Annotated in this window: 23 protein-coding genes; 14 read left to right on the top strand and 9 right to left on the bottom strand. The window is 71.8% G+C overall.

Annotated features, from left to right (window positions below; translation table 11 throughout):
• Positions 1-19 precede the first annotated feature (19 nt).
• The 5 genes from EIZ62_RS14170 to EIZ62_RS14150 all read left to right on the top strand — a co-directional run bounded on the left by EIZ62_RS14170 (position 20) and on the right by EIZ62_RS14150 (position 4382).
• Entirely contained in the window at positions 20-1477 is a 1458-nt protein-coding gene (locus EIZ62_RS14170) for an aldehyde dehydrogenase family protein (protein ID WP_156693047.1), read from the top strand.
• Positions 1478-1576: 99 nt separating this feature from the next.
• Positions 1577-2113 (top strand): DinB family protein, encoded by a 537-nt coding sequence (locus EIZ62_RS14165; RefSeq protein ID WP_156693046.1) that lies wholly within the window; start codon positions 1577-1579, stop codon positions 2111-2113.
• A gap of 50 nt (positions 2114-2163) precedes the next feature.
• Entirely contained in the window at positions 2164-2772 is a 609-nt protein-coding gene (locus EIZ62_RS14160; RefSeq protein ID WP_156693045.1) for a PadR family transcriptional regulator, read from the top strand.
• Between the two features lie 32 nt (positions 2773-2804).
• Positions 2805-3563, top strand: coding sequence for a MerR family transcriptional regulator (locus EIZ62_RS14155; protein WP_156693044.1), 759 nt, complete (start codon positions 2805-2807; stop codon positions 3561-3563).
• 135 nt (positions 3564-3698) lie between these two features.
• On the top strand, positions 3699-4382 hold the full coding sequence (locus EIZ62_RS14150; RefSeq protein ID WP_156693043.1) for a DedA family protein: 684 nt from the start codon (positions 3699-3701) through the stop codon (positions 4380-4382).
• A gap of 356 nt (positions 4383-4738) precedes the next feature.
• On the opposite strand, the gene EIZ62_RS14145 is transcribed toward EIZ62_RS14150, so the two are convergent.
• Both EIZ62_RS14145 and EIZ62_RS14140 read right to left on the bottom strand, forming a co-directional pair.
• The gene (locus EIZ62_RS14145; protein ID WP_208827904.1) at positions 4739-6409 is read right to left on the bottom strand and encodes a threonine/serine exporter family protein; all 1671 of its coding nucleotides are present in this window, start codon (positions 6407-6409) and stop codon (positions 4739-4741) included.
• A 108-nt stretch (positions 6410-6517) separates the two neighbouring features.
• Positions 6518-7012 (bottom strand): inorganic diphosphatase, encoded by a 495-nt coding sequence (locus EIZ62_RS14140; protein WP_073756976.1) that lies wholly within the window; start codon positions 7010-7012, stop codon positions 6518-6520.
• Between the two features lie 157 nt (positions 7013-7169).
• Between EIZ62_RS14140 and dacB the strand changes: the two genes are divergently transcribed.
• The 7 genes from dacB to EIZ62_RS14105 all read left to right on the top strand — a co-directional run bounded on the left by dacB (position 7170) and on the right by EIZ62_RS14105 (position 15672).
• Positions 7170-8594, top strand: coding sequence for a D-alanyl-D-alanine carboxypeptidase/D-alanyl-D-alanine endopeptidase (gene dacB, locus EIZ62_RS14135; RefSeq protein WP_156693041.1), 1425 nt, complete (start codon positions 7170-7172; stop codon positions 8592-8594).
• Positions 8595-8649: 55 nt separating this feature from the next.
• Positions 8650-9777 carry a zinc-dependent metalloprotease gene (locus EIZ62_RS14130; protein ID WP_156693040.1) on the top strand — a complete coding sequence of 376 codons (1128 nt, stop codon included), beginning with the start codon at positions 8650-8652 and terminating at the stop codon, positions 9775-9777.
• A 200-nt stretch (positions 9778-9977) separates the two neighbouring features.
• Positions 9978-11054 carry a tRNA lysidine(34) synthetase TilS gene (gene tilS, locus EIZ62_RS14125; protein ID WP_156693039.1) on the top strand — a complete coding sequence of 359 codons (1077 nt, stop codon included), beginning with the start codon at positions 9978-9980 and terminating at the stop codon, positions 11052-11054.
• A gap of 41 nt (positions 11055-11095) precedes the next feature.
• Entirely contained in the window at positions 11096-11635 is a 540-nt protein-coding gene (hpt, locus tag EIZ62_RS14120) for a hypoxanthine phosphoribosyltransferase (RefSeq protein WP_132917781.1), read from the top strand.
• A 170-nt stretch (positions 11636-11805) separates the two neighbouring features.
• Positions 11806-13845, top strand: a complete 2040-nt coding sequence (ftsH, locus tag EIZ62_RS14115; protein ID WP_156693038.1) for an ATP-dependent zinc metalloprotease FtsH — start codon at positions 11806-11808, stop codon at positions 13843-13845.
• Between the two features lie 134 nt (positions 13846-13979).
• A complete protein-coding gene (gene folE, locus EIZ62_RS14110; protein ID WP_156693037.1) occupies positions 13980-14585 on the top strand; it encodes a GTP cyclohydrolase I FolE in 606 nt (201 codons plus the stop codon).
• Between the two features lie 76 nt (positions 14586-14661).
• Positions 14662-15672: an aldo/keto reductase gene (locus EIZ62_RS14105; RefSeq protein ID WP_156693036.1), complete on the top strand. Its 1011-nt coding sequence runs from the start codon at positions 14662-14664 to the stop codon at positions 15670-15672.
• A gap of 23 nt (positions 15673-15695) precedes the next feature.
• Here the strand turns inward: EIZ62_RS14105 and EIZ62_RS14100 are convergent, their stop codons facing one another.
• From EIZ62_RS14100 to EIZ62_RS14075, 6 genes are all read right to left on the bottom strand, one after another.
• Positions 15696-16175: a DUF3180 domain-containing protein gene (locus EIZ62_RS14100; RefSeq protein WP_156693035.1), complete on the bottom strand. Its 480-nt coding sequence runs from the start codon at positions 16173-16175 to the stop codon at positions 15696-15698.
• A 49-nt stretch (positions 16176-16224) separates the two neighbouring features.
• Entirely contained in the window at positions 16225-16824 is a 600-nt protein-coding gene (gene folK, locus EIZ62_RS14095; RefSeq protein ID WP_156693034.1) for a 2-amino-4-hydroxy-6-hydroxymethyldihydropteridine diphosphokinase, read from the bottom strand.
• Positions 16821-17180, bottom strand: a complete 360-nt coding sequence (gene folB, locus EIZ62_RS14090) for a dihydroneopterin aldolase (RefSeq protein WP_156693033.1) — start codon at positions 17178-17180, stop codon at positions 16821-16823. Before folB ends, folK begins: the two co-directional genes overlap by 4 nt.
• A 132-nt stretch (positions 17181-17312) precedes the next feature.
• Positions 17313-17777 (bottom strand): nuclear transport factor 2 family protein, encoded by a 465-nt coding sequence (locus EIZ62_RS14085; protein ID WP_156693032.1) that lies wholly within the window; start codon positions 17775-17777, stop codon positions 17313-17315.
• Complete coding sequence (gene folP, locus EIZ62_RS14080; RefSeq protein ID WP_156693031.1) at positions 17774-18634, bottom strand: dihydropteroate synthase; 861 nt, start codon at positions 18632-18634, stop codon at positions 17774-17776. Before folP ends, EIZ62_RS14085 begins: the two co-directional genes overlap by 4 nt.
• Positions 18635-18689: 55 nt before the next feature.
• Positions 18690-20528, bottom strand: a complete 1839-nt coding sequence (locus EIZ62_RS14075; RefSeq protein ID WP_156693030.1) for a transglutaminaseTgpA domain-containing protein — start codon at positions 20526-20528, stop codon at positions 18690-18692.
• Positions 20529-20676: 148 nt separating this feature from the next.
• On the opposite strand from EIZ62_RS14075, the gene EIZ62_RS14070 reads away from it, so the two are divergent.
• Positions 20677-21792, top strand: a complete 1116-nt coding sequence (locus EIZ62_RS14070; RefSeq protein ID WP_156693029.1) for an alpha/beta hydrolase — start codon at positions 20677-20679, stop codon at positions 21790-21792.
• 14 nt (positions 21793-21806) lie between these two features.
• Here the strand turns inward: EIZ62_RS14070 and EIZ62_RS14065 are convergent, their stop codons facing one another.
• Complete coding sequence (locus EIZ62_RS14065; protein WP_156693028.1) at positions 21807-22949, bottom strand: ABC transporter ATP-binding protein; 1143 nt, start codon at positions 22947-22949, stop codon at positions 21807-21809.
• 185 nt (positions 22950-23134) lie between these two features.
• Between EIZ62_RS14065 and EIZ62_RS14060 the strand changes: the two genes are divergently transcribed.
• Complete coding sequence (locus EIZ62_RS14060) at positions 23135-23839, top strand: ABC transporter permease (protein WP_208827902.1); 705 nt, start codon at positions 23135-23137, stop codon at positions 23837-23839.
• Position 23840: the final 1 nt, after the last annotated feature.

Below are 23840 nucleotides of genomic sequence, written 5' to 3'. Positions count from 1 at the left end.
CCCCCCGGGAAGGGATGGCATGTCCTACTTCACAGACCTGGCCCAGCAGTACATAGACGGTGAGTGGCGGGCCGGCGGCGGCTCGTGGGACATCATCGACTTCAACCCGTACAACGAGGAGAAGCTCGCCTCCATCACCGTGGCCACGGTCGACGAGGTGGACCAGGCCTACCGGGCCGCCGAACGGGCGCAGCGCGCGTGGGCGGACACCAACCCGTACGCCCGCCGTGCCGTCTTCGAGCGGGCCCTGCGGCTCGTCGAGGAGCGCGAGGCCGAGATCACCGAGGCGATCATCGCCGAGCTCGGCGGCACCCGGACCAAGGCCGGCTTCGAACTGCACCTGGCCAAGGAGTTCCTCCGCGAGGCGGTCCACCTGGCCCTGCGCCCCGAGGGCCGCATCCTGCCCTCACCCGTCGACGGCAAGGAGAACCGGCTCTACCGGGTGCCGGTCGGCGTCGTCGGCGTCATCAGCCCCTTCAACTTCCCCTTCCTCCTGTCGATCAAGTCCGTCGCCCCGGCGCTCGCCCTCGGCAACGCGGTCGTCCTCAAGCCGCACCAGAACACGCCGATCCTCGGCGGCGCCCTGGTCGCGAAGATCTTCGAGGACGCCGGCCTGCCGGCCGGACTCCTCAACGTCGTCATCACCGACATCGCCGAGATAGGCGACGCGCTGATCGAGCACCCCGTGCCCAAGGTCATCTCGTTCACCGGGTCCGACCGGGTCGGCCGGCACGTCGCCACCGTCTGCGCCGCCAACTTCAAGCGGTCCGTCCTGGAACTGGGCGGCAACAGCGCCCTCATCGTGCTCGACGACGCCGACGTCGACTACGCCGTCGACGCCGCCGTCTTCAGCCGTTTCGTGCACCAGGGACAGGTGTGCATGGCCGCGAACCGGGTGCTGGTGGACCGGTCGCTGGAGCAGGAGTTCACCGAGAAGTTCGTCGCCAAGGTGCGCACCCTGAAGGCCGGCGACCCGGCCGACCCCACCACGCACATCGGCCCCCTCATCAACGCCTCCCAGGCCGAGGCCGTCACCACGCTCGTCGAGCAGACCGTCGACGCCGGCGCGACCGCGCTCGTGCGCGGCACCGCCGAGGGCAACGTCGTCGCCCCGACCGTACTGGCCGGCCTGCCGGCCGACTCCCCGGTCCTGACCCAGGAGATCTTCGGACCCGTCGTGATGCTCATCCCCTTCGACGGGGAGGACGAGGCGGTACGGATCGCCAACGACACCCCCTACGGGCTCAGCGGCGCCGTGCACACGGGCGACGTCGAGCGCGGCGTACGCATCGCCCAGCGCATCCACACCGGCATGATCCACATCAATGACGGCACCGTCCACGACGAGCCGATCGTGCCGTTCGGCGGCGAGAAGCACTCCGGAGTGGGGCGGCTGAACGGCGAGGCGACCATCGACGCCTTCACCACCTACAAGTGGATCTCCATCCAGCACGGCCGCAGCCGGTTCCCCTTCTGAGGCGCTTCCCCACTCCGCCCGTGAGTTGAGGACAGCCCCTGACCTGAAGTGCCCGTAGATTGCCGGTCACAGGCACCGACCGGAAAGGCGGACCAGGTCATGGTCACTCACGTTCCCTCAGAGGCCCACGGCGACGAGCGCGGCGCGCTGCTGAACTTCATCGAGGCACAGCGCGGCGCGCTCCGCCGCTCGGTGACCGGACTGACCGAGGAACAGGCCGCGTCCCGCCCCAGCGCCAGCGCCCTGTCGCTCTCGGGGCTCCTCAAGCACGCGGCGGAGACGGAGCTGTCCTGGCTGCGGATGGCCCAGCAGCGGCCCAACGAGCGGATGAACACCGAGAACGCGTACGCGGACAGCTTCCGCCTCAAGGAGGGCGAGACCGTCCCGGCCGTCCTGGACTTCTGGGATGGGGTCGCCAAGCAGACCGAGGAGTACGTACGGGGGGTACCGAGCCTCGACGACACCTTCCCCCTGCCCGAGGCCCCCTGGTACCCCAAGGACGCCCGCGTCTCCGTCCGGTGGCTCTGCATGCACCTCGTGGAGGAGATCGCCCGGCACGCCGGGCACGCCGACATCATCCGGGAGTCGCTGGACGGCAAGAACGCCTTCGAGCTGCTCGCCATGGCACACGGCTGACAGGCCCTGCGTACTCTGGTCAAAATTGACCAGAGGAAGGGCGTGAGGTGATGTCGGCGATCCGGCTGCTGGTCCTCGGCTCCGTGCGCCAGCATGGCCGGGCACACGGCTACCAGGTCCGCAACGACCTGGAGTTCTGGGGCGCCCACGAGTGGTCCAACGCCAAACCCGGCTCGATCTACCACGCGCTCAAGCAGATGGCCAGGCAAGGACTGCTCCACGCCTACGAAACCGCGCCGAGCACGGCCGGCGGCCCGCCCCGCACCGAGTACGAGGTCACCGACCAGGGCACCGAGGAGTACTTCGCCCTGCTGCGCCAGTCGCTCACGGCGTACGACCAGAAGCTGGACGTCCTGTCCGCCGCCGTCGGCTTCATCGTCGACCTGCCCCGTGCGGAGGCCGTCGCGCTGCTCCGGCAGCGCGTCGAGGGACTGGAGCGGTGGCGGGCGGGCGTCACCGAGTACTACACCCCCGAGGACGGCCCCGAGTCCCTGGGGCACATCGGCGAGATCATGAACATGTGGGTCCACTCCGCCGACGCCGGGGCGCAGTGGACCCGCGGCCTGATCGCCCGCATCGAGGCCGGCGCCTACACCTTCGCCGGCGAGGGCGACCCCTTCGCGGACTTGCACCTCACGTCACGTGAGGGACCAGGCTGAGGGGCGTACCGAGAAGAAGGGAGCGGACAGCCATGGGCTACTCCGTGGGACAGGTCGCCGGTTTCGCCCGTGTGACGGTGCGCACACTGCACCACTACGACGAGATCGGGCTGCTCTCCCCGAGCGGCCGCAGCCACGCGGGCCACCGGCGTTACGACGACGCCGACCTCGACCGGCTGCAGCGGATCCTGTTCTACCGGGAGCTGGGCTTCCCTCTCGACCAGGTCGCGGTCCTGATCGACGACCCCGACGCGGACCCGCGGGAGCACCTGCGGCGCCAGCACGAACTGCTGTCCGCGCGGATCGCCGAGCTGCAGAAGATGGCCGAGGCCGTCGAACACGCCATGGAGGCGAAGAAGATGGGCATCAACCTCACGCCCGAGGAAAGGTTCGAAGTGTTCGGGGACCACGACCCCGAGCAGTACGCCGAAGAGGTCCAGCAGCGCTGGGGCAACACCGACGCCTACCGGCAGTCCCAGGCGCGGGCCGCCCGCTACACCAAGGCCGACTGGCAGCGCATGCAGGACGAGGCCACCGAATGGGGAGCCCGCTACCGGGCCGCGATGGCGGACGGCGAGCCCCCGGCCGGTGAACGCGCGATGGACCTGGCCGAGGAACACCGCCGCCAGATCGGCCAGTGGCACTACGACTGCGACCACGAGATGCACCGCTGCCTCGGGGACATGTACGTCGCGGACGAGCGCTTCACCGCGTACTTCGAGGCCATCGCCCCCGGAATGGCCGAGCACTTCCGCGACGCCATCCACGCCAACGCGGCCCGCAACGCCTGACCCGGGCGGGCCGGGGTGGGGCCGGAGTGCGGCCGGGTGCCGGCCGGGGGGACGGAACCGGGGGCAGGGCGGAAGCGTTGATAGCTTTGGGCAGCCGTTTACCGCCCGCCCACCCCACCCAGGAGCCCCGGAACCGTGAATACGCTAGCGCTCGGACCGAGCTGGCTGGACCCGGACTACCTCATCGAGACCTTCGGCCTCATCGGCGTCCTGGTCATCGTCTTCGCCGAGTCCGGACTGCTGATCGGGTTCTTCCTCCCCGGCGATTCGCTGCTCTTCACCACGGGCCTGCTGGTCACCACCGGCGTCCTGGACACCCCGCTGTGGCTGGTGTGCACGCTGATCGTGCTGTCCGCGATCATCGGAGACCAGGTCGGGTACCTCTTCGGCCGCAAGGTCGGCCCGTCCCTCTTCAAGCGCCCGGACTCCCGGCTCTTCAAGCAGGAGAACGTGGAGAAGGCCCATGAGTTCTTCGAGAAGCACGGCCCCAAGTCGCTGATCCTCGCCCGCTTCGTCCCGATCGTGCGGACGTTCACGCCGATCGTCGCCGGTGTGAGCCGGATGAACTACCGCTCGTTCATCACCTTCAACGTCATCGGCGGCGTCCTGTGGGGCGCGGGCGTGACGCTGCTCGGAGCGTCGCTGGGCAACATCGACTTCGTGCACGAGCACATCGAGGCGATCCTGATCCTCATCGTGCTGATCTCGGTCGTCCCGATCGTGATCGAGTACCTGCGGGCCCGGTCCAAGAGCAAGAAGGACGCGTCCGGCGACGACGGCACGCCGCCCTCCGCCCGCGGCCGCCACGCCAAGCGCTGACGCTCGCTCCTGTGGGGCGGGTGCTCTTGGTTGCGCCCGGTGGGTACGGTCGGGGCCCCTCCGGGCTCACCTCCTCGCCGTCGGCGGGGCGCCCATCTACTCTTCTCGCTGTATCGAGCCGCCGATCGGCTGCGGGGGCGACCCTGCACGGCCCCTCCGCGCCGCGGTCAATCGCAACCGGCCCGCAGCCGGGATACGACCGGGCCGCGGCCGTGCAGGGTCGCCCCCGCAGGCGTTGGCGGCGCCGGCACGGCTCCCTTACGTGTGACCCAAGGCCGCCGGCGCCGAGGAGGTGAGCCCGGAGGGGCCGCGGCCCACCCCCGCCGGCAGGCAGCCGACCCGCACCCCACCAGGGGTCAGAACCCGCGTGTGCGCTTGGCCGCGCGGCGGAGCGCGGCCGAGCCGGGCGCGCTGATGAACAGGCGCGCCATCTCGCCACCGAGGTTCACGCCGATCGCGATCGCCAGCGCGAGCGCCGCCGCCCGCGCCAGGGACGTGAAGCCCGCGTCCATGTTGTTCTGGGCGATGTTCAGCACCCCCAGGTACGTGGCGCTGCCCGGCAGCAGTGGCCCGATCGCCGCCGTCACGTACGGCAGTGACGACGTGTGCTCGTACCGGGCCATCAGCTGCCCGAAGAGGCCCACGAGCCCGGCCGCGACCGCCGTCGCCATGACGGTGGAGCCGCCCGCGGTCACCGCTATGGCCGCGTAGATCACCCATGCGGCGGCCCCGTTGAGGGCCACGAACAGCACAGTGGATCGTTCCTGCTGGAGCAGCACCGCGAAGGTCACCGACAGCAGTACCGCCGCGAGGATCTGGATGACGGGCCGCTCGACGGCGTTGACCACGCCCTCGGGGTTGAGCTTGGCGCCCAGCTGGACGCCCCCGTACAGCACGGACAGCACACCGACGACGATGGCGACGAAGAAGTACCCGACTTCCAGGAGGCGGGCCGAGGCGGTGATGTAGAAGCCGGTCAGGCCGTCCTGGACGGCCGCGACCAGCGCCCGGCCCGGGATGAGCGCGAACAGCCCACCGGTGATCACCGCGTTGGGCTGGAGCCCCGCGTGCAGCAGGCTGACCGTGACGCCGAGCGCCGCCGGGGGCACCGCGGCCACGGCGAACTGGTAGAACTCCGGCAGTCCGCGTCCCGCGCAGAACCACGCCAGCCGGTCGCCGAGCATCGCGCCCGCCGCCGCGATGAGGAACACGGCGAGGTCACCGCCGAGGAGCATCGACGCGGCGCCGGCGAGCCCGCCGGCGGCGACCGTGAGCACCCACCCCGGGTAGGGGTGGCGGTTCCGGCGGATCTCGGCGAGGCGCCGGTAGGCCTCCTCCAGCGAGACCTCGTAGTCGTCCGAGTTGATGTCGGCGACGAGGGTGTAGACGGCGGACAGGCGGTTGTAGTCGGTGCCGCGGCGGCGCACGGTCCGGTTGGCGGTGACCGGGTCGTCGACCAGCGAGGGCTGGTGGGTGATCGACAGCAGCGTGAACGTGACGGTCGGCTCGCAGCGGTCGAGCCCGTACGAGCGGCAGATCGCGAACATCGCCGCCTCGACGTCCTCGGCGCCCTCGCCGCCCGCCAGCAGCAGCTCGCCGATACGCAGCGTCAGGTCGAGCACGCGCGGTACGGCGGGCCCGGCCTCGTCCTGCTTCTGGACGGGCTCGGGCACCGGCCGCTCGCTCACCGGCATGCGCAGCATGGTGCGCATCCGGTCCTGCCAGGGCGCGTCCTTGGAGAGCCGTATCGCCGGGAACCCCTGCGCGGGGGTGAACGCCGGAGGGGACTCCTTCGCCGAGTACGTCGAGGGCGGCGCGAACGCCGATCCCTCCGGCTCGGGGGGCGCTTCGGGCGCCAGGCCCTCGGGGAGGGCGAATTCCGACGTCGTCTGCGGGTCCTCCTCGGGCCCGGAGGGCTGCTCCACGCCCGGCACGGGCGTGAAGGCGCTGTGTGCCTCGTCGGACTGAGGCTTACGGTCCTCGGAACCGTCGGTCTCCGGCGCCACTGTGCTCGTCCTCACTCCCATCCGACCCATCCGATCCGCCTGCCCAGTATGGGCACGGCCAAGGGCTCACACACGACGACGGGCGGCGCACCGGTCAGGTGCGCCGCCCGTCGGGCGGAGGAAGGGGGCTCAGTGAGCGCCGCCCTGCGCCTCCAGGCGCTTGATGGAGGCCTCGATCTCGGCCTCGGCCTCGGCGCGGCCGACCCAGTCGGCGCCCTCGACGGACTTGCCGGGCTCCAGGTCCTTGTAGACCTCGAAGAAGTGCTGGATCTCCAGGCGGTCGAACTCCGACACGTGGTGGATGTCGCGCAGGTGCTCCATGCGCGGGTCCGAGGCCGGGACGCACAGCAGCTTGTCGTCGCCGCCCGCCTCGTCCGTCATCCGGAACATGCCGATGGCGCGGCACTTGACGAGCACGCCCGGGAAGGTCGGCTCGTCCAGGATGACCAGCGCGTCCAGCGGGTCGCCGTCCTCGCCCAGGGTGCCCTCGACGAAGCCGTAGTCGGCCGGGTAGACGGTCGACGTGAAGAGGTGGCGGTCCAGTCGGATACGACCGGTCTCGTGGTCCACCTCGTACTTGTTCCGCGACCCCTTCGGGATCTCGATGGTGACGTCGAACTCCACGGGTGGCTCCTCCAAGATCAACACAAAACGTCGGGTGATACTGCTCCCCCAGCAGGACCGGACCGCCGTGCTCACCGGGGGTGCCGTGCTCGCGGCACAGCTCAGTGGTTAAGTGTCCCTCACGCAACTGTGTGCTCGCGAAAGGGGCTGGTCAGCCGTGCTGGAGCCGAAGGTGGTGCGGCTCTCCGCAGGCTCCGCCGTGCTCGGCCTCGTCCTGGCGGCCGGGGCGGTGACCCTGGCCGGGCCCTGGGACTCGGGTCAGCGTACGGCCGAGCGCACCCGGGCCGCCGCCCAGCCCCGTACAGGTGGCGCAGATCACCACGCGGCCGGCCCGCAGCGGCCCGCCCCGGCGCCGGCTCCCAGCGCCCCCGGGGTCCTCACGGCCCTCGCCGCCCCGCGGGCCGACGCCGCCCCGAAGCCCGCCGCGCCCAAACCGGCCGCCGCCCTCGCGGGCGCCCTCGGGCCGCTGCTCGCCGACCCGGGCCTCGGCCCGCTGCGTACGGCGTCGGTCGTCGACGCCGCCACCGGCAAGCAGCTGTACGGCAGCGGCGCGGGCACCCCGATGACCCCCGCGTCCACCGTCAAGATCGCCACCGCGGCGGCCGCGCTCTCCGCCCTCGGCCCCGACCACCGCATCCCCACCACCGTCGTCGCCACCCCCGACGCCCGCCGCGTCACGCTCGTCGGCGGCGGCGACCCCACGCTCGACGCGGCCCGGCTGCGCGCCCTGGCCGCCGACACCGCCCGCGCCCTGCGCTCCCGCGGCGTCACCTCCGTACAGCTGGCGTACGACACCTCCCGGTACACCGGACCCGAACGCCACCCGATCGGCGTCAACGACAACATCGCCCCGGTCACCGCCCTGATGACCGACGAGGGACGGCTCGGCGGCACCGCCACCGGGCCCGCCCCGCGCTCCGCAGACCCGGCGGGCGACACCGCCCGCGCCTTCGCCGGCCTGCTCACCGCCCAGGGCGTCCACGCCGGAAAACCCCCGGCACGCGCGCGTGCCCCCAAGAAGGCGGTCCCGCTCGCCAGGACCTGGTCCGAGCCGCTGTCGGCGCTCGTCGAGCGTGCCCTGACCCACAGCGACAACGACCTCGCCGAAGCCCTCGCCCGGCAGACCGCGATCGCCACCGGCCACCCCGCGAGCTTCGAGGGCGCCGGCCGCGCGGTCGCCGGTGAACTGCGCGAACTGGGCGTACCGCTCGCCGGGGCGCGGTTCGCCGACGGCAGCGGGCTGGACCGCGGCGACCGGGTCTCCGCCGCCCTGCTGACCGCGCTGCTCGCCCGGGCGGCCGACCCCGACCGGCCCCAACTGCGCCCGGTCCTCACGGGCCTGCCCGTCGGCGGCTTCACCGGCACTCTGGAGGACCGTTACGCCGACGGCTCGCCGGGCGCTGCGGGCGCGGGCCTGGTCCGGGCCAAGACGGGCACCCTCACCGGCGTCAACGCCCTGGCCGGCACGGTGGTGACCGCCGACGGCCGCCTCCTGGCGTTCGCCTTCCTCGCCGGGCGGACCCCGTCGGCCGCCGCCGCCCAGCCTTCCCTGGACCGCCTCGCCGCCGCGCTCGTGTCGTGAGCCGGTCGGCGCCGCACCCTGACCCGATCCGGCGCCGAGCACGTACGGTTGACGCATGACGAGCATCGGTGGTGCCGAGATGGTCGACTGGAACCTCGCGGTGGCGACCGCGACCCGCCTGGTACGCCCCGGGCCCGAGGTGAGCCGGGAGGAGGCCCGCGCGGTCGTCGCCGAGCTGCGGCGGCACGCCAAGGCGTCCGAGGCGCACGTCCGGGGGTTCACCCGGATGATCCCCGAGGGGCACGAACCGGAGGACACCCCCGTTCTGGTCGTCGACCGGGCCGGCTGGATCAGGGCGAACGTCGCCGGCTTCCGCGAACTGCTCAAGCCGCTGCTGGAGAAGATGCAGGAGCGCCGCTCGACGAGCGCCGGGGGCGCCGTGCTCGGCGCGGTCGGCGGCAAGGTGACCGGTGTCGAGCTGGGCATGCTGCTGTCGTTCCTGGCCTCCCGGGTCCTCGGGCAGTACGAGACGTTCGCCCCCGCCACCCGCGAACTGCCGGCCGGGGAGAACGGCGGCGGGCGGCTGCTGCTGGTGGCGCCGAACATCGTCCACGTCGAGCGGGAGCTGGACGTCGCCCCGCACGACTTCCGGCTCTGGGTGAGCCTGCACGAGGAGACGCACCGCACCCAGTTCACCGCCGTGCCGTGGCTGCGCGACCACCTCCAGGGTGAGATCCAGTCATTCCTCGCCGCGACCGACATGGACCCCATGACGGTCCTGGAGCGGCTGCGTGAGGCGGCCCAGGCCCTGACCGGCGCCCGCCCCGAGGGCGAGACCGACGAGGGCGGCCGTTCGCTGGTGGAGCTGGTCCAGACGCCCGAGCAGCGGGAGGTCCTCGGCCGTCTCACCGCCGTGATGTCGCTGCTCGAGGGGCACGCCGACTACGTGATGGACGGCGTCGGCCCGCAGGTCGTGCCGTCGGTGGCGGAGATCCGCGAGAAGTTCCAGCAGCGCAGGGCCAAGGGCGCCTCGCGCCTGGACCAGGCGCTGCGCCGGCTGCTGGGCCTGGACGCCAAGCTGCGCCAGTACCGGGACGGCGAGCGGTTCGTGCGCGCGGTGGTCGACGAGGTCGGCATGGAGGGCTTCAACCGGGTGTGGACCTCTCCGAACACCCTCCCCACCAAGTCGGAGATCGCCAAACCGGCGGACTGGGTCGCGAGGGTGCACCGTAAAGCAGAATGAGGCGCCCGATCCGGCCGACGGCAGAAGAACGCCTCCCCAATCACCCATCCGAGGGACCGTGGGCAGTGGGTAGGCGTGCGATGCTCGGGTATCGGCCGAGTTCTGTCACCATCGACGCACTCTGAGTGACCGAACCCCCCGCTCCGGCCGTTAAGACTCCGACCGAGGCACCCCCCAACTTCACACGAAGGGCACCGGACATGGGTCCCCATCCTGCGGTCGCGGCGATACGCCTGGCGGTCCGCCGCGTACTCCACGACGTCATCACCGAGCACTCCGCCCCCGAGCACCCCCTCCCGGGGCCCGCCGCCGCCGCGCACGCCGCTGCCGGGACGGCCGGCGAAACCCCCGGCCGGCCCGCCCAGCCCCCGCTCGTCCTGGTGGCCTGCTCCGGCGGCGCCGACTCCATGGCGCTCGCCTCCGCCCTCGCCTTCGAGGCCCGCAAGCTTCCCGTCCGCGCCGGCGCCGTCACCGTCGACCACGGCCTCCAGCCCGGCTCGGACCTCCGCGCCGCCGAGGTCGCGGCCCGCCTCACCGCCATGGACCTCGGCCCGGTCGAGGCGGTCGCGGTCACCGTCGGCCGCGACGGCGGCCCCGAAGCGGCCGCGCGCGACGCCCGGTACGCCGCCCTGGACGAGGCCGCCGAACGGCTCGGCGCCGCCGCCGTGCTCCTCGGCCACACCCGCGACGACCAGGCCGAGACGGTGCTCCTCGGTCTCGCCCGCGGCTCCGGCATCCGCTCCCTGTCCGGCATGGCCGCCGTGTCCGGCACCGCCGGCCGCTACCGCCGCCCGTTCCTCCAGCTCGACCGGCAGACCGCCCGCAAGGCCTGCATGGTCCAGTCCCTGCCCGTCTGGGACGACCCGATGAACGCCGACCCCGCCTACACCCGCTCCCGGCTGCGCCACGAGGGCCTGCCCGCCCTGGAGAAGTCCCTCGGCAAGGGCGTCGTCGAGGCCCTCGCCCGGACGGCCCAGCTGTGCCGCGACGACGCCGACGCCCTGGACGCCTGGGCCGCCGACGCCGACCCGTCCGTACGCGACGAGGCGGGCCTCCTGGAGTGCGCCAAGCTGTACGCCCTGCCGCCCGCCGTCCGCCGCCGCGTGCTGCGCCGCGCCGCCATCGCCGAGGGCGCCCCGGCCGGCTCCCTGTTCGCCCGCCACGTCGAGGAACTGGACCGGCTGATCACCGGCTGGCGGGGTCAGGGAGCCATCAATCTGCCCGGCCGCGTCGTCGCGCGCCGCCAGGGTGGCAGACTGGTCATTCGGCAAGGCTGACGCAGGCTGCAACGAAAGTGACCCGGGTGAACGAGAAAGACATGGGCACCGACCTCAAGTCGGTGCTCATCACCAAGGAAGAGATCGACGCGAAGCTGGCGGAGCTCGCCGCGAAGATCGACGCTGAGTACGCGGGCAAGGACCTGCTCATCGTGGGTGTCCTCAAGGGCGCCGTCATGGTGATGGCGGACCTGGCCCGCGCGCTGTCCACCCCCGTCACGATGGACTGGATGGCCGTCTCCTCGTACGGCGCGGGCACCCAGTCCTCCGGCGTCGTCCGGATCCTCAAGGACCTGGACACCGACATCAAGGGCAAGCACGTCCTGATCGTCGAGGACATCATCGACTCCGGCCTGACGCTGTCCTGGCTGCTGTCGAACCTCGGCTCGCGCGAGCCGGCCTCCCTGGAGGTCTGCACCCTGCTCCGCAAGCCGGACGCGGCGAAGGTCGCCATCGACGTGAAGTGGATCGGCTTCGACATCCCGAACGAGTTCGTCGTCGGCTACGGCCTCGACTACGCGGAGAAGTACCGCAACCTCCCGTTCGTCGGCACGCTCGCCCCGCACGTCTACGGCGGCTGACCCGCCCCGGACACCCGCCGGGCCCCGGGAACCTGGACCGCCCTCCCGCCGTTGGAGCATGGGAAGGCGGTCGCGGGTGACAATGCTGGGGTACCGTCCGAAGAACAGTCTTTTCTCATAGCAGCATTTACCTACGGGCAGGAGGGACGGGGCGTCATCGCTCCGTATGGATGGACGTGAAGCGATACTTCCGTGGGCCGGTCATGTGGATCGTGCTGGCCGTCCTCGCCGTGGTCGTGTTGATGCAGGTCGTCGGCTCGTCCGGTGGCTACAAGACGGTGGACACCGGCGAGGTCGTCCAGGCGATCGACAAGAACCAGGTCGACCAGGTCAAGCTGACCACCGGCGACGAACAGATGATCAAGGTCGACCTCAAGGACGGCCAGAAGGTCAAGGGCAGCGACAAGATCCAGGCCAGCTACATCGGCACCCAGGGATCCGACCTCGCCGCCACGCTCCAGAAGAAGTACGAAGCCGGCGACATCGACAAGGGCTACACGGTCTCGCCGACGAAGCAGAGCGCCATCGTCTCGGTGCTGCTCTCGCTGCTGCCCTTCGTGCTGATCGTCGTGGTCTTCCTGTTCCTGATGAATCAGATGCAGGGCGGCGGCTCCCGGGTCATGAACTTCGGGAAGTCCAAGGCCAAGCTGATCACCAAGGACACGCCGAAGACCACCTTCGCCGACGTGGCGGGGTCCGACGAGGCCGTCGAGGAACTCCACGAGATCAAGGAGTTCCTCCAGGAGCCGGCGAAGTTCCAGGCCGTCGGCGCCAAGATCCCCAAGGGTGTGCTGCTGTACGGCCCGCCCGGCACCGGCAAGACGCTCCTCGCGCGCGCCGTCGCCGGCGAGGCGGGCGTGCCGTTCTACTCGATCTCCGGCTCGGACTTCGTCGAGATGTTCGTCGGTGTCGGTGCCTCCCGTGTCCGTGACCTCTTCGAGCAGGCCAAGGCGAACGCCCCGGCGATCGTCTTCGTCGACGAGATCGACGCCGTCGGCCGGCACCGTGGCGCGGGCCTCGGCGGTGGCCACGACGAGCGCGAGCAGACCCTCAACCAGCTGCTGGTCGAGATGGACGGCTTCGACGTGAAGGGCGGCGTCATCCTGATCGCCGCCACCAACCGGCCCGACATCCTCGACCCGGCACTGCTGCGCCCGGGCCGCTTCGACCGGCAGATCGCCGTCGACCGCCCCGACATGCAGGGCCGTCTGGAGATCCTCAAGGTCCACCAGAAGGGCAAGCCGGTCGCCCCCGACGTCGACCTGTCCGCCGTGGCGCGCCGTACGCCGGGCTTCACCGGCGCCGACCTGTCGAACGTGCTGAACGAAGCCGCGCTGCTCACCGCGCGCAGCGACAAGAAGCTCATCGACAACCACATGCTGGACGAGGCGATCGACCGGGTGGTCGCGGGCCCGCAGAAGCGGACCCGGATCATGTCGGACAAGGAGAAGAAGATCACCGCGTACCACGAGGGCGGACACGCCCTGGTCGCGGCGGCTTCCCCGAACTCCGACCCGGTCCACAAGATCACCATCCTGTCCCGTGGCCGGGCCCTGGGCTACACCATGGTCCTGCCCGACGAGGACAAGTACTCGACCACGCGCAACGAGATGCTCGACCAGCTGGCCTACATGCTGGGCGGGCGCGCTGCCGAGGAACTGGTCTTCCACGACCCGACCACGGGTGCGGCCAACGACATCGAGAAGGCGACCGCGACCGCGCGGGCCATGGTCACGCAGTACGGCATGACCGAGCGGCTCGGCGCGATCAAGTTCGGCGGCGACAACACCGAGCCCTTCCTGGGCCGGGAGATGGCGCACCAGCGCGACTACTCGGAAGAGGTCGCCGCGCTCGTCGACGAAGAGGTCAAGAAGCTCATCGAGACGGCGCACAACGAGGCCTGGGAGATCCTCGTCGAGAACCGCGACGTCCTCGACAACCTGGTCCTCCAGCTGCTGGAGAAGGAGACGCTCAACAAGGAGGAGATCGCCGAGATCTTCGCCCCGATCGTCAAGCGCCCGGCCCGCCCGGCGTGGACCGGCTCCTCGCGGCGTACGCCGTCCACCCGGCCGCCGGTGCTCTCCCCGAAGGAGCTGGCGCTGACCAACGGCGCCGCGGGCGCCAACGGGGTCACGCCGACGGACGTCACCAAGGCCAGCCCGTCCGGTCCGGCCGCGGAGGCGGTCCCGGAGGAGCGGCCCGAGAGCTGACACCGGGCCCCGGCCGCACCCCGGCCGCCCCGGCCCCGGAATGAAAGCCGCGCCCCCCAGGTTCTAGCCTGGGGGGCGCGGCTTTCGCGTGCGCGGTAGGGCGCGCACTTAGGGCACCACGGAACGAGGCACAGATGACCGACCCGGTGACGTTGGACGTCGAGGGAACGATCGGCGAGTTCGACGAGAAGCGAGCCGAGAACGCCGTGCGCGAACTGCTCATCGCGGTCGGGGAGGACCCGGACCGCGAGGGGCTGCGGGAGACGCCGGCGCGGGTGGCGCGGGCGTACAAGGAGATATTCGCGGGTCTGTGGCAGGAGCCCGAGGACGTCCTGACGACGACGTTCGACCTGGGTCACGACGAAATGGTCCTGGTGAAGGACATCGAGGTGTTCAGCACGTGTGAACACCATCTGGTCCCCTTCCGCGGGGTGGCGCACGTCGGGTACATCCCCTCCACCGAGGGCAAGATCACCGGCCTGTCCAAGCTGGCCCGGCTCGTGGACGTGTACGCGCGCCGTCCGCAGGTGCAGGAGCGGCTCACCACCCAGGTCGCCGAGTCCCTGATGAAGATCCTGGAGCCGCGGGGCGTGATCGTGGTCATCGAGTGCGAGCACATGTGCATGTCGATGCGCGGCATCCGCAAGCCCGGCGCCAAGACGATCACGTCGGCCGTGCGCGGCCAGCTGCGGGACCCCGCGACGCGCGCGGAGGCGATGAGCCTGATCATGGCGAACTGACCAACTCCCCTTCCCGGACCGCCCTTTGGCGGGGCGGGTGGTGGACGGCCGCGAGCGGGGCGGCCAGACTCGCCCCATGACGAACTCACACAGGCCGCCGGGTCCCCTGCCCGTCCGGCGGCTCGGTGGCCTCCAGGTGTCCGCTCTCGGCTTCGGCGCCATGGTGCTGTCGCCCGGGGTGTACGGAGAGGTCGACGACGCGCGTGCCGAGCGGGCGCTGCTCGCGGCGGTGGACGCCGGAGCGACGCTCATCGACAGCTCGGACGGCTACGGGGCGGACGGCCACAACGAGCGGCTGATCGGCCGGGCGCTGCGGGGCCGGCGGGACGAGGTGGTCATCGCCACCAAGTTCGGTTTCCGGCTCCCGGACGGTGTGGAGCCGCACCCCTTCCCGGTCGGGTACGCCTTCGGCGAGCTGGCCGTCAACGCCGACCCGAAGCACGTCCGGGGGTACGCCGAGGCGAGCCTGCGGGAGCTGGGCACCGACCGGATCGACCTGTACTACCCGCACTTCCCCGACCCCCAGGTCCCGCTGGAGGACACGGTCGGCGCGGTGGCCCTGCTCATCGAGGCGGGCCTGGTCCGCCACCTCGGGCTGTCCAACGTCACCGCCGGGCAGCTGCGGGCGGCGCACGCCGTGCACCCGGTGTCGGCCGTCCAGACCGAGTGGTCGATGTGGCGGCACGCCGACGAGGAGCTGCTGGCGGTGGCGCGTGAGCTGGGGGTGGGCGTCGTCGCCTGGTCGCCCCTGGGGGCGGGCTTCCTCACCGGCACAGTCGGCACCGTGGGGGAGGGCGACTTCCGGCAGCACATGCCCCGGTTCGACGCGGCGAACCACCGGGCCAACAACGACCGCTTCGCCCCCGTGCGCGGCATCGCGGCGGAGCTGGGCATCACCCCGGCGCAGCTGGCCCTGGCCTGGCTGCTGGACCAGGACGAGCACGTGGTCCCCATCCCGGGCAGCCGCACCCCGGCCCACATCGAGGAGAACCTGGCCGCCGCGCACGTGCGCCTCACCCCGGACGTACGCGCCCGTCTGACGGCCGTCCTGGCCGGGACGGAGGTGGCGGGCGGCACCCTGCTGTGACCGGGGCGTCGCCCGCCCGGGGGCTACGCGCTGCTGGTGGGAAGCTCGTCCTCGTCCTCCGGGAGCTTGCAGACCCGCTCCAGGAAGATCGCCGCGGCGATGACCCCGATCCCGGCCAGCACGGAGAGGCCCGCGTAGATGGCCTGGTCGCGGCGGGCCGGGATGTCGAGCGAAGCGAGCAGGACGACGCCGATGCCGCCGTACATGCCGCTGACCAGGGCCGCGACCAGGGCGCTGGCCTGGCCGAAGACGACCGCGCGGGCGGCCATCATGGGCTCCACGCCCTTGGCGTCCGGGCGGCGCTCGCGCTGGGCGCGCAGCCGGGAGCGCAGGGAGAGAGCCGTCGCGGTCAGGACCACCGCGATGACCGCGAGGACGATCGGTGCGGCCAGGGGGACGCTGGGCAGGGTGCCGAGCGACTCCCACAGCCGGGCGGCGCCCCACGAGAGGACGCCGGCGACGGCGAACAGTCCGGCCAGTACCTTGAGCCGCAGTTGCTTCACCGGTGGTCCTTCATCTCGTCGCCGTGCACCGCCTGCCGATCACTCAACGCTACTCGGGCAGGCGCAGTTCCAGGTCCGCCCGCGGCAGGATGCCCTCGCGGCCGATGCCGCCCAGCAGTTCGGCGACCGGGCCGACGCCCGGCAGCTGCGCCTCCGGCTCCACGTCGTGCCACGGGGCCAGGACGAAGGCCCGCTCGTGGGCGCGGGGGTGCGGGAGGGTGAGGACGGGGTCGTCGGAGACGACGTCCGCGTACGCCACGATGTCGACGTCGATGGTCCGGGCGCCCCAGCGCTCGTCCCGGACCCGGTGGAAGGCCTCCTCCACGGCGTGCGCCCGCTCCAGGAGGGAGGCGGGGGGCAGCGTGGTCTTGATGAGCACGACCGCGTTGAAGTACGCCGGCTGGGAGCCGGGGTCGACGCCCCAGGGCTCCGTCTCGTACACCGGCGAGACCGCCTTCACCCGGACGCCGGGGGTGTCCTCCAGGGCGTCGATGGCGCCCTGGAGGGTCTCGAGGCGGTTGCCGAGGTTGGCGCCGAGGGACACCACGGCCCGTTTGGGGTTGGACAGGGTGATGTCGGCGGCGTCGACCTGCTCCGTCACGGAGGCGGGTACCGGCTGCACCGTCGGGTCGCTGTGCGTCTTGTTCATGCGCGGCTCCGGGTGATGGTGATGGTCACGTCGTCGAAGGGCACGGTGATCGGGGCGTCCGGCTTGTGGACCACCACCTCCACCTCCTGGACCCCGGCGTGCTTGAGGCACTGCTGGGCGATGCGCTCGGCGAGCGTCTCGATCAGGTCGACCGGCTCCCCCTGCACGACGTCCACGACCTCTTCCGCCACGACGCCGTAGTGCACGGTCTTCGCCAGGTCGTCGTCGGCCGCGGCGGGGCGGGTGTCGAGGCCGAGCACCAGGTCCACGATGAAGGTCTGGCCCTCCTCGCGCTCCCGGGGGAAGACGCCATGGTGCCCGCGGGCCTTGAGGCCGCGCAGCGCGACACGATCCACGCGAATCACTCCTGCTGTCGTTGGTCTGGCGGGCACGCTGCCGGGTGCGGACGGCGCGTTGCCACCACTCGAATCTACCTGCGAGCACTGACACGCCCCGCCCGTGGGCTCCTCAGGGGCTCGCCTACCCACTCACGAGGGGTTCTCGTCGGCCTCTTCCTCGCCGGTTTCCGCCAGAACGGGTGAACCGTGATGAGACCAGATCCGCCATCCGTCCGCTGTGCGGCGGAACACATTCGTGGCGACGACCAGCTGCCCGACCAGCGGTCCGAGGTCGGCGCCGTCCTCGGCGGGGCCGCCGCTGAGGATGTTCTCCGTGCAGGTGACCAGCGCCGTGTCACCGGCCAGGGAGACCTTGACGTCGGTCAGGAAGAACTGGATGTAGTCGGTGTTGGCCATGATCAGGGCGTACGAGCGGAGGACCTCGCCGCGTCCGGTGAGCACCGGCCAGCCGGGGTGGACGCAGGAGATGTCGCCGTGGGAGTCGTCGAGCCACAGCTCGGAGATCTCCTCGAAGTCCCCGCGCTCCATCGCCTCGTAGAAGGCGGTGTTGGCCTGTTCGACGGCCTCGGCGTGGTTACGTGCCGCGTCGCTCACCGGGCCGCCTCGACGGCGCGGGCCACCCGTACGGCGTCCGCGGTGGCGCGCACCTCGTGGACCCGTACGGCCCAGGCGCCCTCGTGCGCCGCGATCGCCGAGACGGCGGCGGTGGCCGCGTCCCGTTCCCTGGCGGGTGGCGGGGCGGCGCCCTCGCCGGCCAGGACGTGGCCGAGGAACCGTTTGCGGGAGGCGGCGACGAGCAGCGGGCGGCCGAGTTCCCGCAGGTCGGCGAGGTGGGCCAGCAGGGCCAGGTCGTGCTGGGCGGCCTTGGCGAAGCCCAGGCCGGGGTCGACGACGATGCGCTCGGGGTCGACGCCGCCCTCGACGACGGCCGCCATGCGGGTGCGGAGTTCGGCGAGGACCTCGGCGACGACGTCGTCGTACACGGCGAGGCGGTTCATGTCCTGGCTGAAGCCGCGCCAGTGCATGACGACGAAGGGCACCTCGGCGGCGGCGACGGCGGGGACCATGCCGGGGTCGGCGAGGCCGCCGCTGACGTCGTTGACCAGGATCGCGCCGGCTTCGACGGCGCGGGCGGCGACGGACGCGCGCATGGTGTCGACCGAGACGGCGACTCCTTCGGCCGCGAGGCCCCGTACGACGGGGACGACCCGGCGCAGCTCCTCGTCCTCGTCGACCCGGGTGGCGCCGGGGCGGGTCGACTCGCCGCCGACGTCCACCAGGTCCGCGCCGTGGGCGACCAGCTCCAGGCCGTGCTTGACGGCGGCCGTGGTGTCGAACCAGCGGCCCCCGTCGGAGAAGGAGTCGGGCGTCACATTGACGACTCCCATGACCGCGCAGCGGTCGAACGTGGGCAGGCCCCGGGCCGTGCCCCGTCCGCGCAAGGTACTCATGCGACCAGCGTAGGGGGTGGGCCGGGGGCCGGGCCGGTGGCCGCCCGGGGGCGGGTCACGCGGCGCGCATCTCGTGCTCCCCGCGGGCGGGGGTGATGTGCGCGCACGGGCGGGCCTTGGCGGCGGAGCGGCGGCGGAAGGGGCGCGGCGGGGCCAGGTTCACGAAGCCTTCGGCCTGCATGGCGGCGAATCCGATGCGCGGCAGGTCGCGGGCGTTGCGGTAGACCACGAAGCGGGGTTCCCAGCGGGGCTGGAACTTGGCGTTGAACTTGTACAGCGACTCGATCTGGAACCAGCGGGAGAGGAACACCAGAAGGCCGCGCCAGACCCGCAGGACCGGGCCGGCGCCGAGCTTCTCGCCGCGGGCCAGGGCGGAGCGGAACATCGCGAAGTTCAGCGAGACCCGTTCGATGCCGAGCTTGGGTGAGGCCTGGAGGGCGGCGACGATGAGGAGTTCGTTCATGCCGGGGTCGGCGGAGCGGTCGCGGCGCATCAGCTCCAGCGACATGCCGTCGGTGCCCCAGGGCACGAAGTGGATGATGGCCTTCAGGTCGCCGTAGGCGGAGCCGTCGGAGTCGTCGTCCGCCTTGTGGGCGGTGGCGATCACCGCGTCGCCGTCGGCGGGGTCTCCGATCCGGCCGAGCGCCATGGAGAAGCCGCGCTCGGTGTCGGTGCCGCGCCAGTCGGCGGCGGCGCGGCGGATGCGCTCCAGTTCGCCGTCGGACAGGTCACGGACGCGCCGGACCCGGGTCTGGTAGCCATTGCGTTCGATGCGCTTGACCATCTGGCGCACATTGCGCATGGCGCGCCCGGTCAGGGAGAAATCCGCGACGTCCACCACCGCCTCGTCGCCGAGTTCCAGTGCGTCGAGGCCGGTCTCGCGGGTCCAGACCTCGCCGCCGGTCTCGGAGCAGCCCATGACGGCGGGGGTCCAGGAGTGCGCCTTGGCCTCGTCCATGAAGCGTTCGATGGCGCCGGGCCAGGCCTCGACGTCGCCGATGGGGTCGCCGCTGGCGAGCATCACTCCGGAGACGACGCGGTAGCAGACGGCGGCCTTGCCGCTGGGGGAGAAGACGACGCCCTTGTCGCGGCGGAGCGCGAAGTGGCCGAGCGAGTCGCGGCCGCCGTGCTTGTCGAGCAGGGCGCGCAGCCGGGCCTCGTCGTCCCCGGTGAGCCGGGCGACCGGGTGCTCGGGGCGGAAGGCCAGGTAGATGGTGGTGATGGCGGTGAGCAGGCCGAGGGCGCCGAGCGAGTACCCGACGGTCCAGTCGACGCCGCCGCGGTAGCCGACGGGGCCCTCGACGCCGAACAGGCCGTAGAGGACGTGCTCCAGCCGGTCGCTGAGGCCGGGGCTGCCGACGACGCGGCCGGGGTGGGCGCTGACGATGACGAGGCCGAGCGCGATGGATCCGGCGCCCATGAGGACGAAGTTGGCCAGTGCCTTCCAGCGGCTGCGCGGGTCGGGCAGGGCCGCGAACTCGCCGCGATGGGCGAGCAGCAGCGCCAGGAGCACCAGCGAGAAGAGCACGCCGATGACGGAGTGGCGGTAGACGAACTGGGCGACGGCGCCGACCGGGAGGAGGATCACGGCGGCCCGCCAGGCGCGGCGCTTGTGGCGCTTGAGGCCGTGGGCGAGGAGGAGCAGCAGGACGCCGACCCCCAGGGAGAGGGCCGCGGAGAGCGGGCCCAGGGTGCCGGGCAGCACCTCGGCGAGGGCGTGCATCCGGCTGGCGCGGAAGCGCGGGAAGACGCCCGCGGCGATGTCGATCAGACCGATGAACGCGCAGGCCGTGCCGACCAGCGCGGGCACCTTCTCGGCGCGTGGCCCGCGCAGGACCCGGCGTATCCGGCTCGGAACCGATTCCGACTTATCCCCATCTACCGTGACAGACATCGCTTCCCAAGGCTCCGCAAAGATTCGTTGTGTCCCCATCGGCCGTGATCGCTTCGGCCCGGACGATTCGCGCTCTCTAGGACGGGGCTCGCGGGGGGCGGGTTCACTCCCTCCCCGGAAAATCTCGACAAGAAGGCTTGAGCGACTCATGGGTCTCACCAGCAACAAAGTCCTGGCGCTGGCCGCCCTGCTGGCCGTGGTGCTGTTCGCCGTCACGGTCTGGCTGTGGCCCCGGCTGGCGCGCGGCGGCTGGCGGACCGTGCTCGGCCGGATAGGTCTGCTGCTGGCGACCCAGGTGGCGCTGTTCGCCTCCGTCGGCCTCGCCGCCAACAACTACTTCCTCTTCTACGGCTCCTGGGCCGACCTGTTCGGACAGGAGCAGGAGCTGGGGGTGGTCGTCGACCACTCGGCGGGCGGCAAGGACATCAAGGTGGTGGGCAGACAGAAGCTGGAGGGCGTGCCCGGAGGGGGCCGGCCGGCGGTGGGCGGGCAGATCCAGAAGGTCGTCATCGCCGGGGAGACGTCCAGGATCGACAGCCCCGCGTACGTCTACCTGCCGCCGGAGTACTTCCAGTCGGCGTACGCGAAGAAGACCTTCCCGGCCGCCGTGGTGCTGACCGGCTACCCGGGCACCGCCGAGAACCTGCTCAAGGGGCTCAAGTACCCCCGGACCGCCTACGAGCAGGCGAAGAACAAGAAGATGCAGCCGATGGTCCTGGTGATGATGCGCCCGACCGTCGCCCCGCCGCGCGACACCGAGTGCGTCGACGTCCCCGGCGGCCCGCAGACGGAGACGTTCTTCGCCAAGGACCTGCCGAAGGCGGTCTCCGAGACCTATCGCGTCGGCACCGCACCCCGGAACTGGGGGTTCATCGGCAACTCGACCGGCGGCTACTGCGCCCTGAAGATCGCGATGCACCACCCCGGGCAGTACGCGGCCGGGGCGGGCCTGTCCGCGTACTACAAGGCCGCCGAGGACATCACCACCGGCGACCTGTTCCAGGGCGACCGGCGTCTGCGCGAGCGGGCCGACCTGCTGTGGAGCCTGGACCACCTGTCGCAGGGTCGGTCGTCGTTCCTCGTCACCACCTCCCGCAAGGGCGAGGGGAACCTCAAGGGGACGCTCTCCTTCATCGAGAAGGTGAAGTCGCCCGCGCGCGTCTCCTCCATCACGCTCGACAGCGGAGGGCACAACTTCAACACCTGGAACCGGGAGATCCCGCCGGCCCTGGTCTGGATGAGCGGCCGGCTCAGCGCCGCCTGACCTCCTTCACCCGCTCACCCGCCGATGGTCTCCAGGTCGACCTCGGCACGCGGGCGGTCCCGGGCGTCCGCGTCGATCGAACGGCGCAGCGCCTCGTGCAGCCGGGCGGGGGTCAGCACACCGAGGAAGCGCCCCCGTTCGTCGGCGTCGACGACGGCGATCCACCCCGCGTCGTGCTGGAGCATCGTCGCGAACGCCTGCTTGAGCGAGGCGCCCACCGGCAGCCAGGCCTCCATGCGCCGGGCGTGCTCCCGCACCGTCCCACCGCGGGCGGCGCTCTCCGCCGAGATCCAGCCGTGCAGGTTGTCCTCGCCGTCCAGGACGACCGCCCAGCGTGAGCCCAGGTCGCGGGGCAGCGCGTCGTCCAGGTGCACCACCGGCGGCTGTTCCAGGTCGCCCGCCTCGACCGGGGTGACCGACAGCCGCTTGAGGCCGCGGTCCGCGCCGACGAAGTCGGCCACGTACGGGGTCGCCGGGGCGCCCAGCACGGTGGCCGGCGCGTCGAACTGCTCGATCCTGCCCTGGCCGTAGACGGCGATGCGGTCACCGAGCCGGACGGCCTCCTCGATGTCGTGGGTGACGAACAGGACCGTCTTGCGCACCTCCGACTGGAGCTTGAGGAACTCGTTCTGCAGGTGCTCCCGCACGACCGGGTCGACCGCGCCGAACGGCTCGTCCATCAGCAGGACGGGCGGGTCGGCGGCGAGCGCGCGGGCGACCCCCACGCGCTGGCGCTGCCCGCCGGACAACTGCTCTGGGTAGCGGTCGCCGTGGACGGACGGGTCGAGCCCGACGAGGGCGAGGAGTTCGGCGGCGCGGGCGCGGGCGGTGGCGCGTTTGACGCCGAGCAGGTGGGGGACGGTGGCGGTGTTCTCCAGGACCGTCTTGTGCGGGAAGAGGCCGACCTGCTGGATGACGTAGCCGATCCGCCGCCGCAGCTCGACCGGGTCGGCGTCCGCTATGTCCCGGCCGTCGAGGAATATCCGGCCCTCGGTCGGCTCGATCAGCCGGTTGACCATCTTCATCGTGGTGGTCTTGCCGCAGCCGGACGGTCCGACGAGCGTGACCAGTTCACCCTCGGCCACCTCGAACGACAGGTCGTCGACGGCGGTCGTGCCGTCCGCGTACCGCTTGGTGACGCGCTCGAATCGGATCATGCGTTCCATTGTGGCCGGTCGCGGGCGGCCTGTGGCCGTGCCGCGTGTGAAGGCCGTGTTGCCAGGCTGTGGTGACGATCGGTGATTGTCGGTGGTGGGGGTTAGGGTCGTTGTCGGATCGAACACCGGGCCGGACGGACACCGGGCCGGACGAGAGGCCGTACGCAGGGGGGCGGGTGAGTACCGTGACGAGCGCTGCCGGATGCCTGGCGGCCAACGACTGGATCTGCGGGGAGTACGTCCGCTCCCGCGCCCAGGAGTTGACCGAGGCGACCCTCCAGCACGTGTGGATCACCGCCGCGTCGGTGCTGATCGGGCTCGCCGTCGCCTTCCCGCTCGCGCTGCTGGTCCGCGCCCGGCCCCGGCTCGCGGCGCCCGTCCTCGGGCTGACCACCGTGCTGTACGCGATCCCGTCGCTGGCGATGTTCTCCCTGCTGCTGCCGCTCTTCGGCCTGTCGGCCGCCCTCGTGGTGACCGGTCTCGTGCTGTATTCGCTGACCATCCTCGTGCGGAACATCCTGGCCGGGCTGGCCGCGGTGCCCGAGGAGGCGAGGGAGGCGGCGCGCGGGATGGGGTACGGCCCGGGGCGGCTGCTGTGGGAGGTCGAACTGCCGCTGGCGCTGCCCGCGGTGATGGCCGGCGTGCGGATGGCCACCGTGTCGACGGTCGCGCTGACGACGGTCGGCGCGCTCGTGGACTACGGCGGCCTGGGCACCCTGATCACTACCGGGCTGAAGAGCTTCTTCAAGGCGCAGGTGCTGACCGCCTCGCTGCTGTGCGTGCTGCTCGCGGTCACGGCCGACCTGCTGCTGCTCTGGCTGCAGAGGCTGCTGACGCCCTGGACCCGGCCGGCCCGCACCCCCGGCACACTCATACGCGGGGCGGGGTGAG

It is taken from the genome of Streptomyces ficellus (assembly GCF_009739905.1).
Taxonomy (GTDB): domain Bacteria; phylum Actinomycetota; class Actinomycetes; order Streptomycetales; family Streptomycetaceae; genus Streptomyces; species Streptomyces ficellus_A.
The sequence above is the reverse complement of the archived record's forward strand: the minus strand, read 5'-3'. Positions and strand labels throughout refer to the sequence as shown.

Bases quoted from the DNA above. Each gene is read 5' to 3' on its own strand.
- EIZ62_RS14170 (WP_156693047.1), top strand. From the start codon at position 20: ATGTCCTACTTCACAGACCTGGCCCAGCAGTACATAGACGGTGAGTGG.
- EIZ62_RS14165 (WP_156693046.1), top strand. From the start codon at position 1,577: ATGGTCACTCACGTTCCCTCAGAGGCCCACGGCGACGAGCGCGGCGCG.
- EIZ62_RS14160 (WP_156693045.1), top strand. From the start codon at position 2,164: ATGTCGGCGATCCGGCTGCTGGTCCTCGGCTCCGTGCGCCAGCATGGC.
- EIZ62_RS14155 (WP_156693044.1), top strand. From the start codon at position 2,805: ATGGGCTACTCCGTGGGACAGGTCGCCGGTTTCGCCCGTGTGACGGTG.
- EIZ62_RS14145 (WP_208827904.1), bottom strand. From the start codon at position 6,409: ATGGGAGTGAGGACGAGCACAGTGGCGCCGGAGACCGACGGTTCCGAG.
- EIZ62_RS14130 (WP_156693040.1), top strand. From the start codon at position 8,650: ATGACGAGCATCGGTGGTGCCGAGATGGTCGACTGGAACCTCGCGGTG.
- tilS (WP_156693039.1), top strand. From the start codon at position 9,978: ATGGGTCCCCATCCTGCGGTCGCGGCGATACGCCTGGCGGTCCGCCGC.
- hpt (WP_132917781.1), top strand. From the start codon at position 11,096: ATGGGCACCGACCTCAAGTCGGTGCTCATCACCAAGGAAGAGATCGAC.
- ftsH (WP_156693038.1), top strand. From the start codon at position 11,806: ATGGACGTGAAGCGATACTTCCGTGGGCCGGTCATGTGGATCGTGCTG.
- folE (WP_156693037.1), top strand. From the start codon at position 13,980: ATGACCGACCCGGTGACGTTGGACGTCGAGGGAACGATCGGCGAGTTC.
- EIZ62_RS14105 (WP_156693036.1), top strand. From the start codon at position 14,662: ATGACGAACTCACACAGGCCGCCGGGTCCCCTGCCCGTCCGGCGGCTC.
- folK (WP_156693034.1), bottom strand. From the start codon at position 16,824: ATGAACAAGACGCACAGCGACCCGACGGTGCAGCCGGTACCCGCCTCC.
- folP (WP_156693031.1), bottom strand. From the start codon at position 18,634: ATGAGTACCTTGCGCGGACGGGGCACGGCCCGGGGCCTGCCCACGTTC.
- EIZ62_RS14075 (WP_156693030.1), bottom strand. From the start codon at position 20,528: ATGTCTGTCACGGTAGATGGGGATAAGTCGGAATCGGTTCCGAGCCGG.
- EIZ62_RS14070 (WP_156693029.1), top strand. From the start codon at position 20,677: ATGGGTCTCACCAGCAACAAAGTCCTGGCGCTGGCCGCCCTGCTGGCC.
- EIZ62_RS14065 (WP_156693028.1), bottom strand. From the start codon at position 22,949: ATGATCCGATTCGAGCGCGTCACCAAGCGGTACGCGGACGGCACGACC.